This is a genomic window from Lentilactobacillus otakiensis DSM 19908 = JCM 15040 (assembly GCF_001434145.1).
GTDB classification, from domain to species: Bacteria; Bacillota; Bacilli; order Lactobacillales; family Lactobacillaceae; genus Lentilactobacillus; species Lentilactobacillus otakiensis.
Window position 1 is genome coordinate 499186 of record NZ_AZED01000014.1, and the last position, 23100, is coordinate 522285.

Annotated in this window: 21 protein-coding genes and 2 tRNA genes; 3 read left to right on the forward strand and 20 right to left on the reverse strand. The window is 42.0% G+C overall.

The window, feature by feature from the left end:
- Nucleotide 1: 1 nt before the first annotated feature.
- The 11 genes from FD05_RS09995 to cdaA all read right to left on the reverse strand — a co-directional run bounded on the left by FD05_RS09995 (nucleotide 2) and on the right by cdaA (nucleotide 11368).
- Nucleotides 2-1279 carry a peptidoglycan recognition protein family protein gene (locus tag FD05_RS09995; RefSeq protein ID WP_223602551.1) on the reverse strand — a complete coding sequence of 426 codons (1278 nt, stop codon included), beginning with the start codon at nucleotides 1277-1279 and terminating at the stop codon, nucleotides 2-4.
- 176 nt (nucleotides 1280-1455) lie between these two features.
- Nucleotides 1456-1527 (reverse strand) — tRNA-Asn (locus FD05_RS10000).
- 113 nt (nucleotides 1528-1640) lie between these two features.
- Nucleotides 1641-1712, reverse strand: a tRNA-Asn gene (locus FD05_RS10005).
- Nucleotides 1713-1802: 90 nt separating this feature from the next.
- Nucleotides 1803-2111: a hypothetical protein gene (locus tag FD05_RS10010; protein ID WP_039932279.1), complete on the reverse strand. Its 309-nt coding sequence runs from the start codon at nucleotides 2109-2111 to the stop codon at nucleotides 1803-1805.
- Between the two features lie 200 nt (nucleotides 2112-2311).
- Nucleotides 2312-3385 (reverse strand): ABC transporter ATP-binding protein, encoded by a 1074-nt coding sequence (locus FD05_RS10015; protein ID WP_020280065.1) that lies wholly within the window; start codon nucleotides 3383-3385, stop codon nucleotides 2312-2314.
- Between the two features lie 105 nt (nucleotides 3386-3490).
- Nucleotides 3491-4270 (reverse strand): glucosaminidase domain-containing protein, encoded by a 780-nt coding sequence (locus FD05_RS10020; RefSeq protein WP_020280064.1) that lies wholly within the window; start codon nucleotides 4268-4270, stop codon nucleotides 3491-3493.
- Nucleotides 4271-4359: 89 nt separating this feature from the next.
- Complete coding sequence (locus tag FD05_RS10025) at nucleotides 4360-5829, reverse strand: glycoside hydrolase family 73 protein (RefSeq protein ID WP_039932277.1); 1470 nt, start codon at nucleotides 5827-5829, stop codon at nucleotides 4360-4362.
- Between the two features lie 257 nt (nucleotides 5830-6086).
- Entirely contained in the window at nucleotides 6087-7904 is a 1818-nt protein-coding gene (gene glmS / locus FD05_RS10030) for a glutamine--fructose-6-phosphate transaminase (isomerizing) (protein WP_020280062.1), read from the reverse strand.
- Nucleotides 7905-8169: 265 nt separating this feature from the next.
- Nucleotides 8170-9519, reverse strand: a complete 1350-nt coding sequence (gene glmM / locus FD05_RS10035; RefSeq protein ID WP_020280061.1) for a phosphoglucosamine mutase — start codon at nucleotides 9517-9519, stop codon at nucleotides 8170-8172.
- Nucleotides 9520-9554: 35 nt separating this feature from the next.
- Nucleotides 9555-10523 carry a CdaR family protein gene (locus tag FD05_RS10040; RefSeq protein WP_020280060.1) on the reverse strand — a complete coding sequence of 323 codons (969 nt, stop codon included), beginning with the start codon at nucleotides 10521-10523 and terminating at the stop codon, nucleotides 9555-9557.
- A 2-nt stretch (nucleotides 10524-10525) separates the two neighbouring features.
- The gene (cdaA, locus tag FD05_RS10045) at nucleotides 10526-11368 is read right to left on the reverse strand and encodes a diadenylate cyclase CdaA (RefSeq protein WP_020280059.1); all 843 of its coding nucleotides are present in this window, start codon (nucleotides 11366-11368) and stop codon (nucleotides 10526-10528) included.
- 177 nt (nucleotides 11369-11545) lie between these two features.
- Between cdaA and FD05_RS10050 the strand changes: the two genes are divergently transcribed.
- Entirely contained in the window at nucleotides 11546-12199 is a 654-nt protein-coding gene (locus FD05_RS10050; RefSeq protein WP_020280058.1) for a DUF1361 domain-containing protein, read from the forward strand.
- Between the two features lie 55 nt (nucleotides 12200-12254).
- Here FD05_RS10050 and FD05_RS10055 read toward each other — a convergent pair whose 3' ends face one another.
- From FD05_RS10055 to murB, 3 genes are read right to left on the reverse strand one after another with little or no spacing between them, the layout of a single operon-like run.
- A complete protein-coding gene (locus tag FD05_RS10055; protein WP_020280057.1) occupies nucleotides 12255-13004 on the reverse strand; it encodes a tyrosine-protein phosphatase in 750 nt (249 codons plus the stop codon).
- An 11-nt stretch (nucleotides 13005-13015) separates the two neighbouring features.
- Nucleotides 13016-15142, reverse strand: a complete 2127-nt coding sequence (locus FD05_RS10060) for a cation:proton antiporter (RefSeq protein ID WP_039932272.1) — start codon at nucleotides 15140-15142, stop codon at nucleotides 13016-13018.
- A 13-nt stretch (nucleotides 15143-15155) separates the two neighbouring features.
- Nucleotides 15156-16067 carry a UDP-N-acetylmuramate dehydrogenase gene (gene murB / locus FD05_RS10065; RefSeq protein WP_020280055.1) on the reverse strand — a complete coding sequence of 304 codons (912 nt, stop codon included), beginning with the start codon at nucleotides 16065-16067 and terminating at the stop codon, nucleotides 15156-15158.
- Between the two features lie 143 nt (nucleotides 16068-16210).
- Between murB and FD05_RS10070 the strand changes: the two genes are divergently transcribed.
- Entirely contained in the window at nucleotides 16211-16744 is a 534-nt protein-coding gene (locus FD05_RS10070) for a 3'-5' exonuclease (RefSeq protein ID WP_020280054.1), read from the forward strand.
- Nucleotides 16745-16765: 21 nt separating this feature from the next.
- Here the strand turns inward: FD05_RS10070 and FD05_RS10075 are convergent, their stop codons facing one another.
- From FD05_RS10075 to FD05_RS10090, 4 genes are all read right to left on the reverse strand, one after another.
- A complete protein-coding gene (locus FD05_RS10075; protein ID WP_039932268.1) occupies nucleotides 16766-17260 on the reverse strand; it encodes a GNAT family N-acetyltransferase in 495 nt (164 codons plus the stop codon).
- A 21-nt stretch (nucleotides 17261-17281) separates the two neighbouring features.
- Nucleotides 17282-17752: a tRNA (adenosine(37)-N6)-threonylcarbamoyltransferase complex ATPase subunit type 1 TsaE gene (gene tsaE, locus FD05_RS10080; RefSeq protein WP_020280052.1), complete on the reverse strand. Its 471-nt coding sequence runs from the start codon at nucleotides 17750-17752 to the stop codon at nucleotides 17282-17284.
- A gap of 79 nt (nucleotides 17753-17831) precedes the next feature.
- Nucleotides 17832-18806, reverse strand: a complete 975-nt coding sequence (gene pta, locus FD05_RS10085; protein WP_020280051.1) for a phosphate acetyltransferase — start codon at nucleotides 18804-18806, stop codon at nucleotides 17832-17834.
- A gap of 29 nt (nucleotides 18807-18835) precedes the next feature.
- Complete coding sequence (locus tag FD05_RS10090; protein ID WP_020280050.1) at nucleotides 18836-19528, reverse strand: uracil-DNA glycosylase; 693 nt, start codon at nucleotides 19526-19528, stop codon at nucleotides 18836-18838.
- 109 nt (nucleotides 19529-19637) lie between these two features.
- On the opposite strand from FD05_RS10090, the gene FD05_RS10095 reads away from it, so the two are divergent.
- Nucleotides 19638-20198: an LURP-one-related/scramblase family protein gene (locus FD05_RS10095; protein WP_020280049.1), complete on the forward strand. Its 561-nt coding sequence runs from the start codon at nucleotides 19638-19640 to the stop codon at nucleotides 20196-20198.
- Nucleotides 20199-20259: 61 nt separating this feature from the next.
- Here the strand turns inward: FD05_RS10095 and smpB are convergent, their stop codons facing one another.
- Together smpB and rnr are read right to left on the reverse strand one after the other, a co-directional pair.
- Complete coding sequence (gene smpB, locus FD05_RS10100) at nucleotides 20260-20733, reverse strand: SsrA-binding protein SmpB (protein ID WP_020280048.1); 474 nt, start codon at nucleotides 20731-20733, stop codon at nucleotides 20260-20262.
- Between the two features lie 20 nt (nucleotides 20734-20753).
- Nucleotides 20754-23090: a ribonuclease R gene (rnr, locus tag FD05_RS10105; RefSeq protein WP_020280047.1), complete on the reverse strand. Its 2337-nt coding sequence runs from the start codon at nucleotides 23088-23090 to the stop codon at nucleotides 20754-20756.
- Between the last annotated feature and the right edge of the window lie 10 nt (nucleotides 23091-23100).

Consider the following 23100-nt stretch of genomic DNA (forward strand, 5'->3'; position numbering starts at 1 on the left):
TTTACTTAAGTGCCTGTTCGCACACCCAGACATTTTGATTGTTCAATTTAAATCGGTACCACACTGTACTGCCGTTAGTATAAGTCTTAACGGCTTTTTTGTTAGCCTTGACCGTCTGGTTCAGAAAATCCTTTGAATAACCACTTATCTTAGAGAGATACGACGTGTTGTAAACGTGATTTCGAAGCGCATAATGATCTTTTTTGATGGTAATCGAGACACTGGAATCCGTAAAAGTTACCGGGTTGAAATTCAATGCCTTCCCGTATACCCAATACTTTTGAGCATTAGCAGCCTTGCTGAACCGGATTCGATACCATGTACTCTTAGCGGGCTGCTTAACGCCACGAGAGTCAACGTAGACCTTCTTGCCGGTGTAAGCCGGTACATATGTCCAATTGTAGCTAAACGTGCTGTAACCGGACCCCTTGACGTGATTATAAAGTCGATACTTTGAAAAGCTTCGATTCAAACTCGCAGTTTCATTTCCCTGACCCTGGTAATACTTGACGGTCGTTGGTTGGGAAACAGCATTCCCAGATAGCTGGGAACTACTGGAAGAATCCGAAGAAGTTGGATTGCTCGAATCAGACCCACTCGAAGCATCATAGTAATGTTTAACCAGCGCATAAAAATCATTCATGGTATACGCTTGGCCGAAGTACGTTTTCCCTGATTTGGCATAGTAACCGTCAGGATCAACGTGATCCGAGCCGCCAAGATATTGGGCAACCGCTTTGTGTGACCAAACAGTGCCCTTGCCGTCGTTGACTGCATTATTCAACGGTAAATTATATTGATGAAGGAGATCAGCTGTATAATGGGCTGCATTATTAACTTCTTTGGCAAACGCTGACTTACTATGGACTTCGACCTGCTCAAATTGCAAGAAACGCCCATTCCCTGGGAACCCACAGCCCCACGCAAGATAGTCAGTGTTGGCAATGTTGATCACTCTGGATGCATCCACATATGAGTGAACAAAAGCGTTTTGATAATTCTTTTTCATATAAGCAATTTCACCATAAATGGTTGAATTTGGATTGCCGGTTTCATGAACGACTACACCATTTGGGGTCCCCGTCGTATACTTGTTCTTTGGAAAACCACTCCCAATTGACTTGGTAACATTGGCAGGCTGCAATTGATTGCTGTAAATATAATTGTTAACGGCTGAGTCAGCATGAATGTCAGTCAATACCCCGATTGAAAGCCCAACTGCTGTAGCGACGCCAAGTGACAATCTAATGAAATTTTGAAACGCTGAATGTTTTTTCAAAGCCGTTCCCCCCAACAAAATAATCTGGCAATGTCTCTTACTATCACTGCATGAATCATCATATTAATCCTAACATATGCAAGATGATTGTGAAAAGCTGAATTAACTTTCACTCGTCCAAAATGAGAAAAAGCGAAAAAAATAAAAAGCAGGCAAACTGCCTGCTTTTCTATTTACTGCTCCGGCTGGGTTCGAACCAGCGACCTCTTGATTAACAGTCAATTATTCTACCACTGAACTACGGAGCAAAAATATTTACTTAATGACCACCTAGATAATATATCATATCTGAGAGTGGCTGACAACTAAAAAATGCATAAAAAAAGATTTTGAGAGATCTGTGGATCCCAGAAGATCTTTACTGCTCCGGCTGGGTTCGAACCAGCGACCTCTTGATTAACAGTCAATTATTCTACCACTGAACTACGGAGCAAAAATATTTTCTTTAAAAACGACATATATATTTATATCATATCTATCGAAAATATGCAAACGAATTTATCATCTAAATTTCATCAAGCCACTAACTAATGTGATTTTCTTTAAGAATAATGTCAACTTCCTTCTGCATCTCAGGGGTCTTCTTCCATTCCTCAAAATGATCCATGTCTTCGGTTGGCATTGTGTAATTTTCGTTGATGTATTGTTCATATTTGGCCACATGAGGTGAATGCGGGATGTTTAGCTGTAATATCCTGACCTGCTTAATAAAACCTCTCTCAGCAGCTAATTCTGCCCTTCCATTTTGAACCATGTTGCTAATCTCAATATATTTTGTGCCATCGTTTCTAGTAATTTCTTCAATCAATGTCAATACTTCATGACTTTTCAACTTACTGCCTCCTCATTAACTCACGCAAACAATTATACATAAAAAAACTGACGTTATAAAGGCGTCAGTTTTTTAAGAGAGAAAGAGAATTGATTAGAAGGTATTTATTTAGTACCCGAACATAATATACTCAATATTGTAAGCGCTGTCAACTGATTTCAGAAAAAAGGTTGCCAAATTGTGTTTAGGCAACCAATTAATCACTCTTTACCTGGTAGATGCAACGTATGTGATGGATGGACGATGGAAGTCGGATTGTCGATCACATGCTGCAGTGAGTGGCCGGAAACGTTAACGAGACAGAAGAAAACAACCAAAATAAGGACAGCCCAAGTCAGCAGCTGATTCCAAATTGACATCTTCTCACTAATCACAGAACCATAAAATTGTTTATGAATTTTAGCAGGGATATCTTTTTCATCAGGATGCTCTTTTTGAGCCTGTTCAGTAATTTGTTTTTGATAATTTTTGATGCTGAAGTTCTTTTGAACACTTTTTCGTTCAGTTTCAAACTTATGCTTTTCTTTTTTACTCAGCTTTTTAAACCACTGGGTAAACTCACGGTACTTCTTGGTAACTTCTTTGGTCTCCCCGACCATTTTAAGTTCGCCATAGTTAATCCAAGCTACTTTATCACAAAGCATTTCGATTTGTTTGAGTGAATGGCTGACGAAGATGATCGTCTTACCTTCCTCTTTAAATTCAGTGATCTTGTCCACACACTTTTGGTAGAACGTATCGTCACCAACGGACAAAGCTTCATCAATAATCAAAATGTCAGGATTGATATGGACAGCAATTGCAAAACCAAGTCGAGACCGCATACCACTTGAATAACTCTTAACTGGCTGATCAACAAAATCGCCGATATCAGCAAATGCGATGATATCAGGCATCAGCTCGTCAATTTCTTCGTTGGTCAAGCCCTGCATCAGTGATTTCAAACGGATATTTTCACGGCCGGTCAAACTACTTCTCAATCCAGCATGAATCGCCACGATCGAAGTTTCACCCCGAACGTCAACGTAGCCGGTTGTTTGCGGAATAATACCCGAAATAATGTTTGAAATAGTTGATTTTCCGGAACCATTAACACCAATTAAGCCCAGCGTCTCCCCTGGCTTAATGGTCAATGAGACACCCATGAGTGACCAAAAATGAGGGACTGGTTTTTTAGTAATCGAAAAGAATGAGCGCAATTTTTCTGATTGGGTCTTAAAGAGCTCATACTCCTTGGTAACATTTTCAACTTTTACTTTATAATCATTTTCCATTGTTTCGCTCCTAATTTAAGAGACTCTAAATTCACGAGTAACATTATAACAAAATTCGCAACAGAAAAAAGGATTCCCAAATAAACTTTGCGAACCCTTAAACATCTATCTGCGAACAATTCGCTCCAGAGGCAAACTGTTAAATTGAATCACGGAGTCGCCTTGATTAATTTTGGTTGCCCCATTGTCATTAAAGACAAAGTTCGGAATAATCCGTTTTGGCATACTATTAATTTTCGATCGTGAGTTTTCTTCTCTGACCGCGACGGAATTATTGTGACTTCCACCAAGTTGCTTATTCAAAGATGCGTTAATCTTTGAACTGATATCGCCAGAACTGGCTGACCCGTCAAGTTTGTTTAAATCATACTTCGTTATGATCGCATTCAGTTTATTGCCGTAATTCATATCCGTGGCATACGTTAGAGACAATGCCATGGCAGCATCAGTCGACGTCAATGCGTTATTTGTCCAAGTCCCCGCATAATAATCCGGATCAGTTAAAGTTCCATGACGGAGTAGATAAGCATTATCCTTGATTGAAGCTTCAACGGTTGGATACTTCTTAAAGGCAGCCGCTGTCATATAATGTTTCCCTTTTGAGGTATACTCTCCAGTACTCATGGTCACGGATTGACCATTATAAGCGCCTTTGACACCGAAGTAATTGTTTGCGTCCAATGATAGCTCTGAACGGCCGAAATCGCTCTCAACGATTGCTTGGGCCATCATAACAGATGGATAAAGATGGTTAGCCCTGCTTACTTTAACAACCGGTGTTTTGAGCTGTTCAATAAAATCAGTCTCAATACTGGCATTTGATCGATTTGCATTGACAAAACAAAAGCCGGTAACCGCAACCGCTGCGATTATGGCTTTCATCATGACATTTTTGACTTGTTTGAAAATTCCAAAAACCTCCCAATGGCTGATGGTTTAACCCCCGTTATAACCATCGACGCTTTATGCTTCAATTAAGAAAGGAACGAACCTGAAACCCAATATTTGGATGAAGAATTAGGCGTCGAAATTCGGTACCACAAGGAATGGTCATTAATCTTATAACCAATCTTATCAATGGATACCTTGGTTCCTATCTGTAAATCAACTTGATTTAACTTGTAATGTTTTTGCAGGTTGCCGGTTGCGTTGGCATGATCATACAAATAAGTCGAGGAAGCATTCTTTGAAATCGACTTGGTTTCTTTGTGATTAACAACGGCAACCGACCCAGGATATGATACTACATCTGAACCTTTAATCCAACCCTTTGTCTTGCCGTCAGCGATTCGATACCAAAGGACAAGGCCTTTGGAAGTCTTCTGAAGCGCGGTTTTGTTAACATTATAGCCTTTATTGGCAGCAGCAATTGTTTTCACCTTTTTAACGGGCTTTGACAGATAACTCGAGCCAACAATATGGTTATAAATATAGCCGGATGAAGATTTGCTTGGCGTTAATGCGCCGCTGGCAGTGCCGGTATACGTGGTAGCAAACGACAATGCAGGTGCACTGACCCAGAACTTCTTAGCTTTTGAATTACTGTAGAAGCGCAGACGATACCAGTTGGTTGAACTGTTGGACTTAACGCCACGCATGTCCAAATAAACCTGAACCCTGCTCTTAACGCCAAGTTGCGACCATGTGTACCGTTTTTGCGAAGTCGTTGAACCCTTCACATGATTATATACGTAATATTTCTTGTATTTACTGGAAAGTGGGACTAAATCTTTTCCAGATGCTTTGTAATACTTCACCTTAGCTAATTTTGGCGCAGCAGGTGCTTGAGCCGTAGCGGATGAAGAAGTCGCAGAACTGGCACTTGAACTACTTGCTGAAGTTGCTGACGAAGACGTTGAACTGCCGGTTTCTCCAAAGACCTGATCCAGGTTATATGTCTGAATGACAGTGATCAACGATTGACCATAGTTTGGAGCAGTCGCATATTTACCAGTCAAGGCGTTCGCAGCATCCTCATAAGTTGCTGCGTTTTCCTTCCATGAACCGGAGTAATATTTCGAATTCCAACTGGTTCCGTTGCGCAAAGTCGAACCGTTGTCGGCAAACGATGCATACGCAGATGGATATTTCTTAAAGTTAGCCGTGGTATTAATCATTTGGCCATTACTGTTATATTCAGTCGTTGGCATTGAAACAGAAGCACCATTATAGGCACCTTTGATACCAAAGAAGTTATTCGCTTCCGTAGTCAATTGGCTTTGGCCCCAACCGCTTTCCAAACCTGCTTGGGCCATCATGACTGAACCATAGAGATTATATTTTGTCGAAGCCTTTGTAACATCACTTTTATATTTTGAGATAAAACTGCTTGCTGTTGAAGCATAAGCTTGCTGGTATGTACTTTGGGCAGAAAATGCTGTGAATAAAACCCCCATCCCCGTAACAAGTAAGGCAGTTAGTCCATGCTTAATTATTTTATTCAATGATCCACACCTCCGTTTAGGCCACATCCCTATCATATTAGATAATTGTTGAAAAATGAAGCCCTAAATAGAATTAATTATCCAAAAAAGCTTTAAACTTTCTTAATAACTTTACCAACTCTTATAATATATCATTTTACGATTGAAAACAAAAAAAGAAACTATCATTTTAAAAATTAATGCCGATTTCGATCAAAAATAGTAAAAAAAGAAGGCAAGCATTTCTGCTCGCCTTCCATCATTGAAAAAACATTTTGTTATTCAACTGTGACACTCTTGGCCAAGTTACGAGGACGATCAACATCAAGTCCCTTATTCAAACTGGTGAAGTAAGCGATCAATTGTGCCGGTACAACACTCAGTAATGGCGTAATCAATTCGTTAACATCCGGAATGATCAAAGTATCGTCTTCTTCAGCCAATCCTTTGCGGACAATCGTGAAGGTTGCGGCACCGCGAGACTCAGTTTCCTGTAAATTGCTTCGAGTTAAATTGGCAGTCCGTTTTTGGGTAATAATACCAACAACTGGCGTACCCTCTTCAATCAAAGCAATCGTGCCGTGCTTCAATTCACCTGAAGCAAATCCTTCTGCTTGAACGTAAGAAATTTCTTTCAGCTTCAAAGCAGACTCGAGTGAAACGGTTTGGTCAATCCCACGGCCAATGTAGAAAGCCCGATTAGCTGGAACAAAGTATTTCTTAGCTAAGTCATCAATGATATCTTTTTCGTCAATGATAGCCTGCATACCTGTCGCAACCAATCCTAATTGTTGACGAATGTCAAATTCTTCGGCAATTGTCTGCTCCTTAGCTTCACCCAAGGCCTTGGCTAAAATGGCTTCAACCCCAATTTGTGCAGTATAGGCTTTAGTCGAGGCAACGGAAATTTCAGGACCCGCATGCAATAACATCGTATAAGTTGCTTCTCGGAATAAGGTCGAGTTCTCAACGTTGGTGATGGTCAAACTCTCATAGTTGTTGGCATTAACGTTCACCAACACCTCACGACTGTCGGCAGTCTCGCCACTCTGTGACAGGAAGATGAAGAATGGTTTCTTCGATAATAGTGGATTATCATAAGCAAATTCTGAAGCGATGTGAACTTCAGTTGGAACGTGCGCCAACTTTTCAAACAGCTTCTTGCCAACCAACCCAGCATGGTAACTGGTACCAGCACCGACAATGTACAGACGGTCGGCTTGTTTCATTGCGTTAATCAACTCTGAGTCAACATTTGGCTTACCTGATTCCTCAGTGTATAAGGATGCCAATTTACGCATTACATTTGGTTGTTCGTCAATTTCCTTAAGCATGTAGTAAGGATATGGGCCCTTGTCGGTTTCCTGAGCATCCATATCTACGTGGAAAGTATCACGCTCAACTTTGTTGCCATCACGATCTTCAATATTCACTGAATTTGGCTTGATGGTGACGACTTCACCATCGTGCAATTCAAGAAAGTCGTGAGTCACATTTAACATCGCCAAAGCATCTGAGCAGACAACGTTGCAGCCGTCACCAACCCCAATCAGCAATGGGCTCTTGTTCTTGGCAACATACAACGTTTCAGGATCAGTACTATCGATCAAAAGGAAGGCATACGAAGAACCTTCCAATAAACTCAACGTCTTCAAGAAGGCAGCCTTGGTAGTCATGCCTTCATTTTGAACAAAACGATCGACCAACTGGACAACCACTTCAGTATCAGTTTGGCTGGTAAAAGTCGTGTTGCTCAAATACTTCGCTTTAAGTTCCTTATAGTTTTCGATCACACCATTGTGAACCAAATAGAATCGATGATCTTCTGAGTATTGTGGGTGAGCATTATCAACACTCACAACACCATGGGTTGCCCAACGAGTATGGCCAATTCCAACAGAACCGTGAACTTCTGGGCCAACGGCAGCTTCCAATTCGGAAATCCGACCCTTACGTTTAACTAGGTAGTCATTCCCATTCAAATCGTTCACATAAATTCCGGCAGAATCGTAGCCACGATATTCAAGTTTTTCAAGCCCTTCCAATAAAATTGAAACAGCATTATCATTTCCAGTAACTCCAACTATTCCACACATTTTAGTATTCTCCTCAAATTTAATAAATTGGTATATACAGAATATTGACTCTATATATTTATATAACACGTATAATCTACCTAACTTGGAGAGAAAAGTCAACAAAAGATATCAAATGGTATAGCAAATCTTAAGAATTGGTATATTGCCTTTTTGAGAAACACAATGGACAAAATAAAAAGGAGTTGCAGCAAACTTTCGTTTTACTTACAACTCCATAAAAATTTGATATTTAAATTATTTATTTGATGAAAAAATGTGAGAACTATTCAATTCCCAACTCAGCTTGAACAACATCCGCAATTCGTTTGGTGTAATCATCAACCAAATCCTGGGTTGGTGCCTCGGTCATAACTCGAAGCAAAGGTTCCGTTCCACTCGGGCGAACTAAAACTCGGCCATCCCCGTGCATTTCCTCTTCAACTTGAGCAATCACTTCTTTGACCTTTTCGTTATCCAAAGCATGCTTTTTATCAGCCACTTTGACATTAATCAAGCGTTGAGGATATTTCTTAATTTCGCCGGTAAGTTCCGAGAGTTTCTTCCCGGTAGATTTCATAACAGATAATAGTTGGAGACTTGTCAGCATGCCATCACCAGTGGTGTTGAAGTCCAAGAAGATAATGTGGCCGGATTGTTCACCACCCAAATTGTAACCATCCTGATTCATTTTCTCGACAACGTAACGGTCCCCAACTTGCGTTTTAACGCTGGTCATCCCTTCACGCTCCATGGCTTTGTACATTCCCATGTTGCTCATAACTGTGGTCACAATCGTATTTTTCTTTAAACGACCACGTTCAGCCATGTACTTGCCACAAATATACATAATGGCATCCCCATCAACTAACTTACCATTTTCATCAACAGCGATACAACGATCCCCATCACCATCAAAAGCAATCCCGGCTTGGACACCCTTGTCCAAAACGAATTTCTGAAGTTGTTCAGGATGCGTTGAGCCAACATGGTCATTGATATTAAGGCCATCTGGATTGGTTGCCACAGTTTCAAATTCAATCCCTAAGTCAGCATACAAAGTTGTCACTAATTTACTGGTTGAACCATTGGCTGCATCGACAGCAACCTTCATTCCTGAAAGATCTTCTGAAATGGTTTGTTCAAGAAAATGAATGTACTTCTGACTACCTTCCAGATAATCTCCAGCGACACCCAAGCCGTCAGCTGCAGGCCGTGGCAGAATATCTTCAGGCCGTTCAAGGATGCCCTCAATTTCTTCTTCCAACTCATCGGATAATTTGTATCCGTCGGCGCCAAAGAACTTGATGCCATTGTATTCAACTGGGTTGTGAGACGCGGTGATCATAACACCGGCGTCAGCTTCCTGATTTCGGACCAGGTAAGCTACTCCAGGAGTCGTCACAATGCCTAAGTTCAACACTTCAATGCCAACCGAAAGCAAACCTGCAATCAATGCTTCTTCAAGCATTTGTCCCGAAATTCGTGTATCTCTGGCGACAAGCACTTGTGGCTGCTTTCGCTCAGAATGATGCGTCAGGACATAGCCGCCTGCACGGCCACATTTGAAGGCCAACTCAGGAGTCAATTCTTTGTTCGCAATACCGCGAACGCCATCAGTACCAAAATACTTCATGTTAAAAATTCCTCATTTCAGTTTCAATATTTTTATTAGTTGTTTCTGGTGACTTTAACCGAAATCCGTTCAGGATCAAAGCCCTTAACGTTATTCAGTTTGGAATCCAAAGAAACTTTCTTGGTCTTAGTCTTAGTGACATCGCTCGTATCAACCTCAACCTTAACTGAAGACAACTTCGCAAGTTCTGCCTTGGTACCAAATACCCGGACCCGTTTGGTAGGTGATGTTAAAGTAAAGCTTTCATTATCATCCGTAATGCCCTTTGGTTCCAGCTTGATCGGTAGTTCCTTACTATTACCAGGGGTAATCGGCAATGTCACATCAGCCGTTGCGGGCGTAATGACAACATTAACAGTGTTTTGCTTGGAATCGAGTGCCTCAATAATTGCCTGACTGGAAATTGATGATTTGGCATTTTGAGGAACGTTCAATTGAGCAACGACCGATTTAATTCGGTTGATCTGATCAGAAGCACCGGTAATCTTAACGTTCTTCACATCAGCGTTGGCTTGACCGGCCTGATAACCAGAAGCGATGTTTCTTTGTGAATATTTAACGGTTAACGGATAAGTGACCGTCTCCCGTGGCTGAATATCAACCTTAATTGTAGCCGGTTCGAAGCGATATCTCAAATCATTATTTAAACCATCCTGTTGAATTCGAACTGTATGTGTTCCGACACCAAGCTTTGAAAGATCAGCATAAGCCTTGAAATTCTGGGTATTCGCAGTGGTTGTTACCAAAGCGGACGGTCCAGTTAAATGAACTTTGACCTTTTGCGGATAACCGGTAACAAAATATTTGTTACTGTTAACCGTCAATGAAAGCGGCACAGAAAAAGTTTGGGTCCGATTAGAAGTTAGGGAGGTTGAATTGGTGTTGTTGCTGGATTGATTGCTGGTTGTATTGGATTGGTTACTGCCGACATACATAAACAGTAAGATTGCAAAGAAGAGTGACAATAGACGGTAAGCCCAATTTTTGAAGAGCCATTGTCTCATAACTACCGACCCCCTTTGAAGTGCTTGTCAATGAAACCAGACACAGTGTTAATAAAGGTCTTATGGGTCTGCTCATCCTCATCAGTAAATAGTTGGTTCTTGAAATACTTCAAGTAGTCATCCCGTGTCATGCCCCGAAGCAACTCGTTATTTTGAGTAATGGAAACTTCGCCGGTTTCCTCAGAAATAACGACCGTCATCGCATCAGTCAACTCAGAAATTCCGACAGCAGCCCTGTGTCGCGTTCCCAACTCCTTTGGAATCAGGTTACTCTGTGACAATGGCAGATAAGCAGCAGCCGCAGCGATCCGATTATCTTTGATGATCACAGCCCCATCATGGAGTGGTGTATTGGGGATGAAAATATTGATTAATAACTCTCCGCTGACATCTGCATCCAAATCAATTCCAGTTTCGATGTATTCTTCCAAACCGGTATTCATCTGCAAGGTGATCAACGCACCGATGCGTCGCTTGGACATATATTGAATTGCCCGGTCCAAAGCTGTGATCATCTTTTGGGCGTTCTCATTCTCTTTGCGCCCTTTAACAAAGATCGAGCCCCGACCCAGGTGTTCCAATCCTCGACGAATTTCAGGCTGGAAGATAACAACTAAGGCAATAACTCCCCAATTGATGACCTGATCCATAATCCAAGACAATGTAGAGAGCCCAGTGTATGCACTGATGATTTTAATCAGCAGAATAAACACAATCCCACGCAAAAGCTGGACAGCTTTGGTGTCACGGACGATCAGTAGCAAATTATAAATTAAAAACCATACGGCCAGAATATCGATGAGGCTCGTAAAGTTATGTACAGTAAAAATATCAGACCAGTTCATTGCGCTCTCCCTTAATTAGTTTTCAAAAATATTATATCATTCTACTCCGTGAAACTGATAATTGAATCAAATTTCCAATGATGTTTAAATAAATCATTAAAAAAGTCTTGAACTGATAATAATTGATGGCATTTGTCATCAAAAAATAGTTTAATTATATTGATAGGGGGTTTTGACGTGAACGCAAAAAATAAATGGCTGGTCCGAGCACTTTTTCTGGTTTGGATTGCCTTACTATATTCATATCTCAAACAACCCCCATTTAATTTTCTGGTTTTGAATACATTCTTGGCTTTTATTCCAATCGAACTCAGTTTTCATATCGACGTTGGAAAACCAAAGAATGGGTTCTTGTTTTGGATTATGGTGATTGTTTGGCTTTTATTCTATCCAAATACACCCTATCTGTTGACGGATTTGTTCCACTTGTCGCTACTCAATCCGTATGGTGTCAACGGCTTGCTTCGTTTGGATGACATCATGTGGTTAAAATTTACATTGTTACTGGTTTCAACGATCTTCTCAACACTGTTAGGCCTTTGGGGACTTGATACCGTCGCAACTGCAATCACCGCCAGAGTTCATGCAAAAGGTTTATTAATCAAACATGGCGTCATCGTTGTTTTAACGATTCTTGCATCAGTTGGGATTTTCATCGGCCGTTTCTTACGGATTCACACAATTTACTTATTTCTCACACCAGAATTGTTCATCAAACCATTGATGAACATGTGGAGCCGGCCGGCAATTGTTTTCATTATCCTGCTAACCATCGTCCAGCTGGTATTCTACTACACACTCAAGTTAATTCAAAAACCACAGGCAAAATAAATGGGATGTTCATCGTCGTTAAGACGTTACATCCCTTTTTGTTTGGCGAAAATTCTTATCGAGTTACAAATTTATTCCTAAATTGAGCAACATAGTCGGTTGGCAAGTTTAGACCATTCTTCAGATAATCGTCAAACGTCCCAAAATGATCCAGCAAGACCTCGTTGGCATGACGCAAATAATCGGGGTCAACCATTAACGCTGTATGCAAATTGTCGAGCTGTTGCTGGTCCATCTCATCTTTAAATCGATTCAGTAATTCCTCATTGGCCTGAACCCGAAGCTTATTTGTCAGCAGGTAATCATCCATAACCTGCTGATCGTCGGCTCCTGCGACCTTTAGAATAACGGCAGCTGCAAAGCCAGTCCGGTCTTTTCCAGCAAAGCAGTGAAATAAAATTGGCGCATCGTCTTTAAGTAGTCCAATCATAAAATCATGATACCCTTTTTGAGCAGATTCGCTTAGAACAATCGACTCATATGTCTTGAGCATATTTTCATGAACCTGATTGCCATCTGTAATCATCGCACCCAAACTGGCGCCATTCGAAGTTTTATCAGATAAAATATCAATGTGATAATATTTGGCACCGGAAATATCGGTGTCAGGAGCTTGTTTCACCTCATCAGTGCTACGAAAATCATAGACATCTCTAATTTGACACTGGTCTTTTAAGAAACTGTATTGTTCCTGATTAATACCGGCAATCTGGCCGCTTCTAAAGAAATAGCCTGATTGCAGCTTGCCTGATGGTACCTGAATGCCGCCAATATCTCTGAAGTTCACTAACCCTTTATCATTCATTTGAAATCCCCCTACTGGTTTTGATAATCCATGATCAACACGGTTTCAGAATAGTTGATGTATTGTCTAAGGTGCGCTGCCATTGACCAATCAATATTGCCTTGCTCGAGCAGGACTTGAACCCCTTCCCGCTCGGCTGCCAAAGCTTTAATTCTCAAGCTCTGATAGTTCATTGCCTGATCCTTAATCTGCTTTTTGGAATGGTCTTTGGCCAGTTCGATCTGGTTTCGGTAATGGACAATCAGGTGGTAAACCGACTGACTGTCAAACCGCTGATTATCAATGTCGTCACGGGCAAAATAGTCCGACAATGCAGAGATTGCCGCTTTAGCTTGTTCTCTTTGAATTAATGCCAATTCATCTGAAATATCTTGATCAGTTTTATGGCGAATCAACCACAAAGAAATTCGGTTGCGCAGCTTAACAAAGTTTCGGGCAGTCCCATGACCAAGTTTGACTTTATGGCCGATTGAACGAATCATTCGATTCTCCAATCGCTGCAGTTTGGCACTGGCAATCAAATATGCCTGTTTGGAAATCTTTTGATCATCATATAATTTTTGAACCGCGGCTCTTTCACCCCGCAAAGCGACTCTTCGAAGGGCAAGTTCGTCTGAGATGATAGAATCCATTTCTTTTTTGTCTTGCAATTTTAACTCAAGCCGGCGAATTAAGAACTGGTAATCCAATATTAAATCAAACGCTTCTTTTTGGTTACTTGGCCGCCGTTCCTCTTCGATTCGCTGGACGGCGAGTTTCATGATGTAAACCCGTGCCTCATCTTCAGAGATGTAGTTGGTATCGGTATCGTCTTCAACAGCATCAGCATCAATTTCATCCGGCTCATCAGTTGAGTTGGCCCGTGTAAGCAGTGGCGCTTTATCCTCAGAAATCAACGGCAGGGTTACCGTAGCGACAACCAGTGACATAATAATGACGCCTGCGGCAACGAATAGTGCCAGTGATCTGGATGGAAATGGACTGCCATCATTGATTGTCATCGGAATTGAAAGGACTCCGGCCATCGTCACGGCACCACGAACCCCGGAAAGTCCGGCTAATAAGGCAGCCTTAAAAGTCGGCATTTGTTTGGTTTGTAATGACTTGATCTTACGTGAGCGAATACTGCTGACAGCTTGATAGGCATAAATCCAAATCACTCGAATTGCCAGCAGAATCAACCAAGCTAAGAAGGAAATTCCTAATGCCGCAAAAGTGTTGATTTTATTGTTCTGAATCACGTTCGTCGTCGCCAAAGGCAGTTCAATTCCTAAAATCAGGAACACAATCCCATTTAATGTATAGATAATGATGTCCCATGTTTTTTCGCTCACCAATTTTAATTCAGGTTGGCTGCGATCCGGAGCAGTGCCGTAAAAATGAAAAATAATTCCGGCAGCTACCACGGCAATGACGCCTGAAGCATGCAAAAATTCTTCGGTTAACAGATAAACAACAAACGGCGTTGTCACCTGGAGGACAGTACTGAAAATCACATCATTGATTCCTTGACGATAAAGCCAGTTTTCAATCATCAAAATGATGGCCATGATGACCAGGCCACTGATAAAGCCCATGATACTGATGTAGACAAAGTCAATTGCGGCGGTCTTGATCGAAAAAACGCCGGTCACAGTGGCAGCAATTGCATATTTAAAAGCAATCAGACCACTGGCATCGTTGATGAGACTTTCCCCACTCACAATGTGGAGGATACCCTCAGGCAGCTTGGCACGCTTCGAAATGGATTGGACAGCCACCGGGTCAGTCGGTGATAAAATAGCGGCCAGCGCAAAACTAACCGAAAATGGCATGCTTGGAATAATCAAATGGAATAATAGACCACCTAGAATCGTCGTCAAAAAGACCAAGACAATTGCATTGGCCAAAATCGGTCCCCGAAGCTTCCACAACTCCCGCTTCGGGAACCTGCGTCCATCATTAAATAGCAACGGCGCGATAAATAGTAATAAAAACCAGTCAGTTTCCAGCGGGATGCTTACTCGCATGATCAAAGCAGCCCCTAGTCCCAAAACCACTTGAATTAAACTAACTGGAACAGCTGGAACAAAATGATCGATAACATTTGAAAAAACCACTAATGTCATCAATAGTATGACAGCTTCAAGGATGTGCACTAATTACCAACTCCTAGTTTGACTTGGGGTCTTCTCCAATAATTCTGACTTCTGTTTCCAAATGGACACCGAATTTGTCATAAACTGTCTTTTGAACATGAGCAATCACATTGAGATAGTCAGTGGCAGTTGCCCCGTCAACATTGACGATAAAGCCAGCATGTTTCATCGAGACTTGGGCGCCACCAATCTGGAAGCCCTGCAGGCCGGAATCATGAATTAGTTTGCCGGCAAAATAGCCTTTTGGCCGCTTGAAGACACTTCCGCACGATGGCAGTTCAAGTGGTTGCTTGGATGCCCGTAAGGCGTTTAAGTGGTCCATTTGTTTTTGAATTTTGTCGGCAATCCCGGTCGTTAACGAAAAAGTCGCCGATATCACAATCTGATGATTTTCTTGAACACTACAATGACGATAGCCAAAATCCAATTGTTTATGATTCAAATGAATGATTCGGTTATCAGGTGTCAGAACTTCAGCGCTCGAGACCACATTGGCAATTTCACCTCCGTAAGCCCCAGCGTTCATGAAAACAGCCCCACCAACGCTGCCGGGAATTCCAGCTGCGAACTCCACGTTGGTCAATGAGTGCGCCTGAGCAGCCTTCGTGACGTCAATCAGAGCAGCGCCAGCATCAGCCACGACTTGATTTTCATGAGCGGTAATCTTGTTCATTTTGGTTAAGATCATCGTCAAGCCACGAATGCCGCCATCTTTGACGATCAGGTTACTGGCATTGCCAACGACTGTGACCGGCAAGGAATGGTCATTCGCATAATCCAACATTTCTTGACATTCTTTGATTGATTTTGGAAAAGCCAGAATGTCGGCTGGTCCCCCGGTTAATGTGTGGGTATATTTTGATAATGGTTCGTCCAACAAAATATCGATGGATGGATATAAATCTACAACAGTTTTTGATTGCATCATTTTTCAATTCCTCGGTTTCAAAACATATAAATTAATTTTACCACGAAAACGGCCGTCTATGGGCACTGATACCTGAGATGCACTCTGGTTGCGTTTTCCAGCCGATCTTTGTACAATGTGATTAACTTGAGGTGAAAAATATGAATTTTGTTGCGATGGATTTTGAAACCGCAAATGCAAAACGGGCCAGTGCTTGTTCGATCGCACTGGCAATTGTCAGAAACAATCAAATCACGCATGAATTTTATTCGTTGATTAATCCTGAGATGGCATTCAGCTGGCGAAACATCAACGTCCATGGAATCCATGAACGAGACGTGGCCGATGCGCCAACTTTTCCCGAAGTTTGGGCGCACATCCAACCGTTATTTACGGCGAATAAATTAGTGATTGCCCATAACGCATCCTTTGATAACAGTGTCTTAAAACGCACTTTGGAACGTTATGCAGTTACACCGCCACACTATTTGACGTTAGATACGTTGCGAACTTCCAAACAATTTTATCCCAACTTGGAAAATCATAAATTAAATACGCTCTGTGATAAATTAAATATTGTGTTGGAACATCACCACAATGCCCTGGATGACAGTGTTGCCTGTGGCAATATTTTATTAACAGAGCAACAGCAATTCGGCAGTGAAATGCTGCGGCCATTTGTCAAAGCAATATAAAAAGGACTGAAAATCAAATTTTCAATCCTTTTTTGCTATAGCCAATTCCATCTTTATAGATTCACGACCATCTTGCAGTTGCACGTCAGTATCATGAAAACCAACTTTGTGATAGACATGGATCGCTGGCTGATTCTCAGAAAAAACGGTCAGGACAAGTTTGTCCAAAGAACTAAAGGCTGTCCCCCAGTCAATGACCAATTCCATCAAATTGGTTCCAATTGAATAACCCTGGTAGCCGGCCAAAACAGCAAGGCCAACTTCACCAATCCCATCGGCAATGTTATCCACCGTCACGATACCAATCAGTTCTTCACCATAGGTTGCGACGGCCATCAAATTCGTTTTGGAATGGTTAATTAAGTTGATCTGTTGGGCTTCATCTTGACCCGTAATTTCATCCAAATCTGAATCAACTAAAAATGTGTCGGATTCACCTTGCAGAACTTTTAGCAGGTCCAAAACTGCTTGGCCGTCACTTGGTTCTGCCAGCCGAAAATTCACTTCTTCTGCCACATCATTACTCACTTTCTATGCTTATTCGCCAAGAACTTCATCAATCATCTTTTCAAATCGGTCTCCCTTGGCTTCAAACGTCAATTTACGGACGTTATCACCCTCAGAATCATCCCGTCTAAAAACAATTCTTAAGTAATGATCGGGCAGTTCATCAGCGACAAATTTCGACCATTCAACCACGTTGACACCATCGCCGTTAAAATACTCTTCCAAGCCCAGGTCATCAGCACCGCCTTCTTCCAGGCGATAGACATCCATGTGGTACAGGGGGATCCGACCATCCTGATATTCACGAATAATCGTAAAGGTCGGACTCTTGATGGGTCGGGTGATTCCCAGTCCCTTTGCCAACCCCTTAGTAAAGGTCGTCTTACCGGCACCCAAATCGCCATCCAACAAAATTAAATCTTGCGGAGCTAAATATTGCGCTAACTTTTGTCCAATGGCCATGGTCTGATTTGCTGAGTCAACTCTTATCGTCTTAGTCAATCGATCACCTCATTCAAAAAGGAAGGATTGCGGCTACATCGAACATCTACCACAATCCCATCCTGTTTATTTATTGTTATTATAATGCTTGTGCAGCTGTGATGATAGCCACTTTATAAACGTCTTCTTCATTGCTGCCTCGTGAAAGGTCAGAAACCGGTTTGTTCAAGCCTTGAAGGATTGGGCCAATAGCTTCAAATCCACCAAAACGTTGGGCAATCTTGTAACCAATGTTGCCTGATTGCAATTCTGGGAAGACAAAGACGGTGGCTTTACCAGCAACTTTTGAACCTGGGGCTTTCTTCTCAGCCACAGTTGGCACAAAGGCAGCATCAAACTGCATTTCACCATCAATGTCCATGTCAGGAGCCTGTTCTTGGGCTAATTTGGTCGCCTCTTGAACTTTAGTGACCATGTCACCCTTGGCAGAGCCTTTAGTTGAGAAGCTCAGCAAGGCCACTTTAGGGTCGATATCAAACGTCTTGGCAACCTTACCGCTTTCAACCGCAATTTCAGCCAATGCATTGGCATCAGGATCAAGGTTAATGGCACAATCAGCGAATAAGTACCGCTCGTCACCCTTTTGCATGATGAATGCACCACTGATTAATTTAACTCCTGGCTTGGTCTTAATAATTTGTAATGCGGGACGGACCGTGTCGCCAGTTGGGTGATTGGCACCGGAAACCATCCCGTTAATCTTGTTCATGTAAACCAAAGTGGTTCCGAAGTAATTTGGATCTTTCAGCCAATCGCGAGCCTTAGCTTCATCAGTTTTACCTTTACGACGCTCAACGATGGCAGAAACCATTTCATCAATTTGATCGGCTGGTTGGTTCAGGTAGTCGATGATTTCGACGTCGCCCAAATCAATGTCAGCATCTTTAGCAACTTTTTCAACAGTGTCCTTGGCACCCAGGATAACTGGATTAACCAACCCATCCTTTGCCAGACGGCTGGCTGCACCAAGAATTCGGACATCGTCACCTTCTGGGAAAACGATACTGATATTTTTACCCTTGATCTTTTGCTTAAGACTTTCAAATAATTCCATGACAAATCCTCCAATTCTACAAAATCATTCTAAGATGTTTGCGATACCTTTTCAGGCAGTTGCCAGTTAATTGGCTCCTCACCCATTGCTTCCAAAGCTTCGTTGGTCTTCGAAAATGGTTTCGAACCAAAAAATCCTCTGTGCGCGGACAATGGACTGGGATGGGCCGATTGAATCACCACGTTGGTATTGGTATCAATCAACGCAATTTTGTCCCTGGCAGCTCTCCCCCACAGAATAAAGACAACCGGTTTTTCACGAGCAGAAAGCTTTTGAATTGCGGCATCGGTCAGCTGTTCCCAACCCTTGCCTTTATGAGAAAAGGCCTGGCCGTTTCTAACTGTCAATACCGAGTTCAAAAGAAGAACCCCCTGCTTGGCCCAACTTTCCAAATCACCGTGTGCAACCGGCTTGATCCCGAGGTCAGACTGAAGCTCCTTATAAATATTCTGTAGTGAAGGTGGAATCTTCACACCCGGCATCACTGAAAAGCTCAACCCTTGTGCTTGATGAGGTTCATGATAGGGATCCTGCCCTAAAATCACGACTTTCACCTTGCTGAAAGGGGTCAGCTGAAACGCCTCAAAAATATGGTTCATATCAGGATGAATATATTGTGTTTTATATTCTGATATTAAAAATTGGCGCAACTGCTGATAGTAAGTTTTCTCAAATTCCGGCTTCAAAACATCCCACCAGTCATTTTTTATAAACGGTTTCATTCCTAACACCTCACGTTTTATTCTACCATACCATTTTTAAAATAACACGAGAGTAAATAATTTCAGAACGTGTTAGAATGAAAATAATACAAGTAAAGGAAATGCGTCTATGAGTCGAAAATTACAGCTTAACTTAACCGAGCTGGATCACACCCGCTCGACTAAAGTGACCGATCAATATCGAGATACAAAGTATTTGATTGTTGGAAAATGGGGCCTCATTTCCGACACTTTTTCGATTTACTCAATTTCCGGTGAGGTCGTTGCCACTGTTCGCCAGCAATCACTCGGAATGACGCCAAAGTTTGATTTATACTATCTGGACCAATTTGTCGGCAGTTCCGTCATTCACTTTACCATGCACTACACTACTATTTTTATTAATGGGATTAATTGGCTGGTGACCGGCAATCAAGAAAAACAAACTTACCAGATTATGCATGGGCGCAACCGAATCGCGACAATTAAATCTTACAGTCAGTCGGATCAAGTGATTCGGATCATGGATATTGATGACACCAATCACGAACCATTAGTCTTGGCGATTGCCTCAATTTTGAATCATCCATCTTTGGCACATGCATCACGGTTGAAACTTGGCGTCTTGGATAAAGCGCCTGTGAAACCCAAGCTACAAGGAGACAATGTTCAAACAATCCACAATAAATAAAACAAGCGATGAATCAGCCGGCATATTGCCAAACTGTTTCATCGCTTTTGTGTACCTTCAATTAATAATGTTTCATAACCCGTTCAATTTGACGTTTTTGATCACGTCGTTTGATGGTTTCACGCTTATCGTACTCATGTTTACCAGTTGCAACCCCAATTAAAACTTTAGCAAAGCCATTCTTGAGGTACACCTTCAAAGGTACAATTGTGACACCTTTATCCTGAGTAATTTGAGCCAATTTGCGAATTTGTTTTTTATGCAGCAACAACTTTCGATTACGGAGTGGATCGTGATTGAACTGATTCCCCTGAGCATATTCACTAATATGCACGTTCATCATGTAGGCTTCATCATTTCGAATCTTAACGAATCCATCTTTTAAGTTGATTCGTCGATCACGAATGGACTTGATCTCGGTCCCAGTCAACACAATGCCAGCTTCGTATGTTTCGGAAATCGAATAATCATGACGGGCCTTTTTATTTTGGGCCATCAAATTATCATTGTTGTGTTGCTTTTTCCCTTTGGCCATCAAATCACCTCACTTACTGCTTAATGTTTATTATGGCTCCGATGTCCATTGTTACCGTGGGTGTTGTTGTTTCTGCCACGATTATTGTTATTGGAGTGATTGGAATGGGAATTATTGTTCGAGTTGCCATGGCGTTCATTATTGCCATGATAGTTGTTATTATGGTATGTCCGTTTAGGCAGCATGTTACTCTGTGGTGTCTTCTCAGGATCAACGATGTCAAAGTCAACTGCACTTTGTTTGACATCCACATTGACAACTTTAACTCTGATAGCCTGCCCCATCTTATAAGTTCTTCGGGTGTTCCGACCAACCAGTGCCATAAATTGCTCAACATACTGGTAATAATCATCATTCATTCGACTGATATGAACCAAGCCTTCAACGGTATTAGGCAGTTCGATAAACAAGCCAAATTTCATCACTGAACTAACAACCCCATCGAACTCTTCGCCCAGATGGTCGTTCATGTATTCGGCTTTCTTCATGGAATCAGTATCCCGTTCGGCATCCACTGCCCGACGTTCATATTGAGAAGTTGTAGTGGCAATTTCATCCAAAACGTTGGCATACCGCTTCTTGGTTTCATCATTAATACCGTTATCTTCATAATAATGAATTAAACGGTGAACCATTGTGTCTGGGTAACGTCGAATTGGTGATGTGAAATGCGTGTAGAACGGAGCGGCCAAACCAAAGTGACCCAATGATTGGTCAGCATAACGAGCTTGTTTCAAACTCCGCAGCAACATGACCGAAACCATCATTTCTTCAGGCTTACCAGCGACTTTTTTCAAAACATTTTGCAAAGTCTTTGGTGTCACGTGTTCAGGATCACCCTTCACGTTAATTCCAAAGGCTGTCAAAGTTTCAAAGAAGGTCCTGATTCTATCAGCATCGGGCGTTTCATGGACCCGATAAATGAATGGAACATGCTTTTCGTAATAGTGTTTTGCAACGGTTTCGTTGGCAGCCAGCATGAATGATTCAATCATTCGTTCAGCAGTGCCTCGAACCCGAAGCTTAATGTCAATTGGATGGCCCTTTTCGTCAACAATAATTTCTGCTTCATTATCGTCAAAGTCAATTGCCCCACGTGCTTTACGATGTTTGTACAAAATCTTATGGAGTTCGCCCATGGTTTCAAACATTGGCACTAATTTTTCATAGCGATCCATTGTTTTTTGATCATGAGACTCCAAAATATTGTTAACAGCCGTATAAGTCATTCGGGCAGTTGAACGCATCAAACTTGGATGAATTCGGTGCTTGATGATGTTTCCAGACTGATCGATTTCCATTTCACAGCTCATACATAGGCGCAATTGGCCTTCGTTCAATGAACAAATGCCGTTTGATAACCGTCTTGGCAGCATTGGAATAACCCGGTCAGTCAAATAAACTGATGTTCCACGACGAAATGCCTCCTTATCGATGGCGCTGCCAGGTTGAACGTAGTGGCTGACGTCAGCGATGTGGACACCTAAATGGTAGTTGCCGTTTGGCAATTTCCAGGCAGTCACAGCATCATCTAAATCTTTTGAAGATTCACCGTCAATCGTGACCAGGTCTTGGTCAGTGATATCTTCACGACCAATTTTTTCAGCTTCAGTGACGTGATCAGGAATCGCATCTGCAGCTTGAATAACATCCTCAGGAAATTCAGCTGGGATGTCGTGCGCGTACACGATCTGCAAAATATCAATTCCAGGATCGTCAACTGAACCAATCACTTCGTCAGCAATTCCGACCATGTAATCAGGATGTTTAACGTCCGGATACTCAGTGATCTGGGCAGTAATAACCTCACCTGGCGTTGGCTTCAAACCAACATCGTTAATGTAGAACTTGTATTTAGCAATTTTTTTATCGTTTAGAGTTAACTGGCCAATGTAACCTTTGTCGTCATCGGTCTTCTCAAATGGGCCAACTACGCGGGTATACTTGTGTTCAGCAATTCCAGTAACCTTGCCTTCTGGTCCTCGATCGGAACCAGGTTGAGCTGGCCGGACAATTTCCATTTCGACCGTATCACCATTCAAGGCATTCATGGTATTATCCGGTGCAATATAAGCATCGGGCGCAGTTTCATCATAGGCAACAAAACCAAATCCCTTGTCATTAGCATGGAAAGTTCCTGACAATTTTTGTTTATCCGGATTCAACTGGAATTTGCCGTCTTCAGTGACGACAGCTACTTTATCGCGTTCCAAAGAAGCCAATTCCTGCACAATCAGCTTAAAGGCTGCTGAGCCATGCGATCTTAAGACGTCAGCAATTTTCTCGACAGTAAACACGTTGTCTGGATATGTCCGGAGAACGTTTTCTATTTGATTTTTCAAATCATTATCTTGCAATCTATATTCC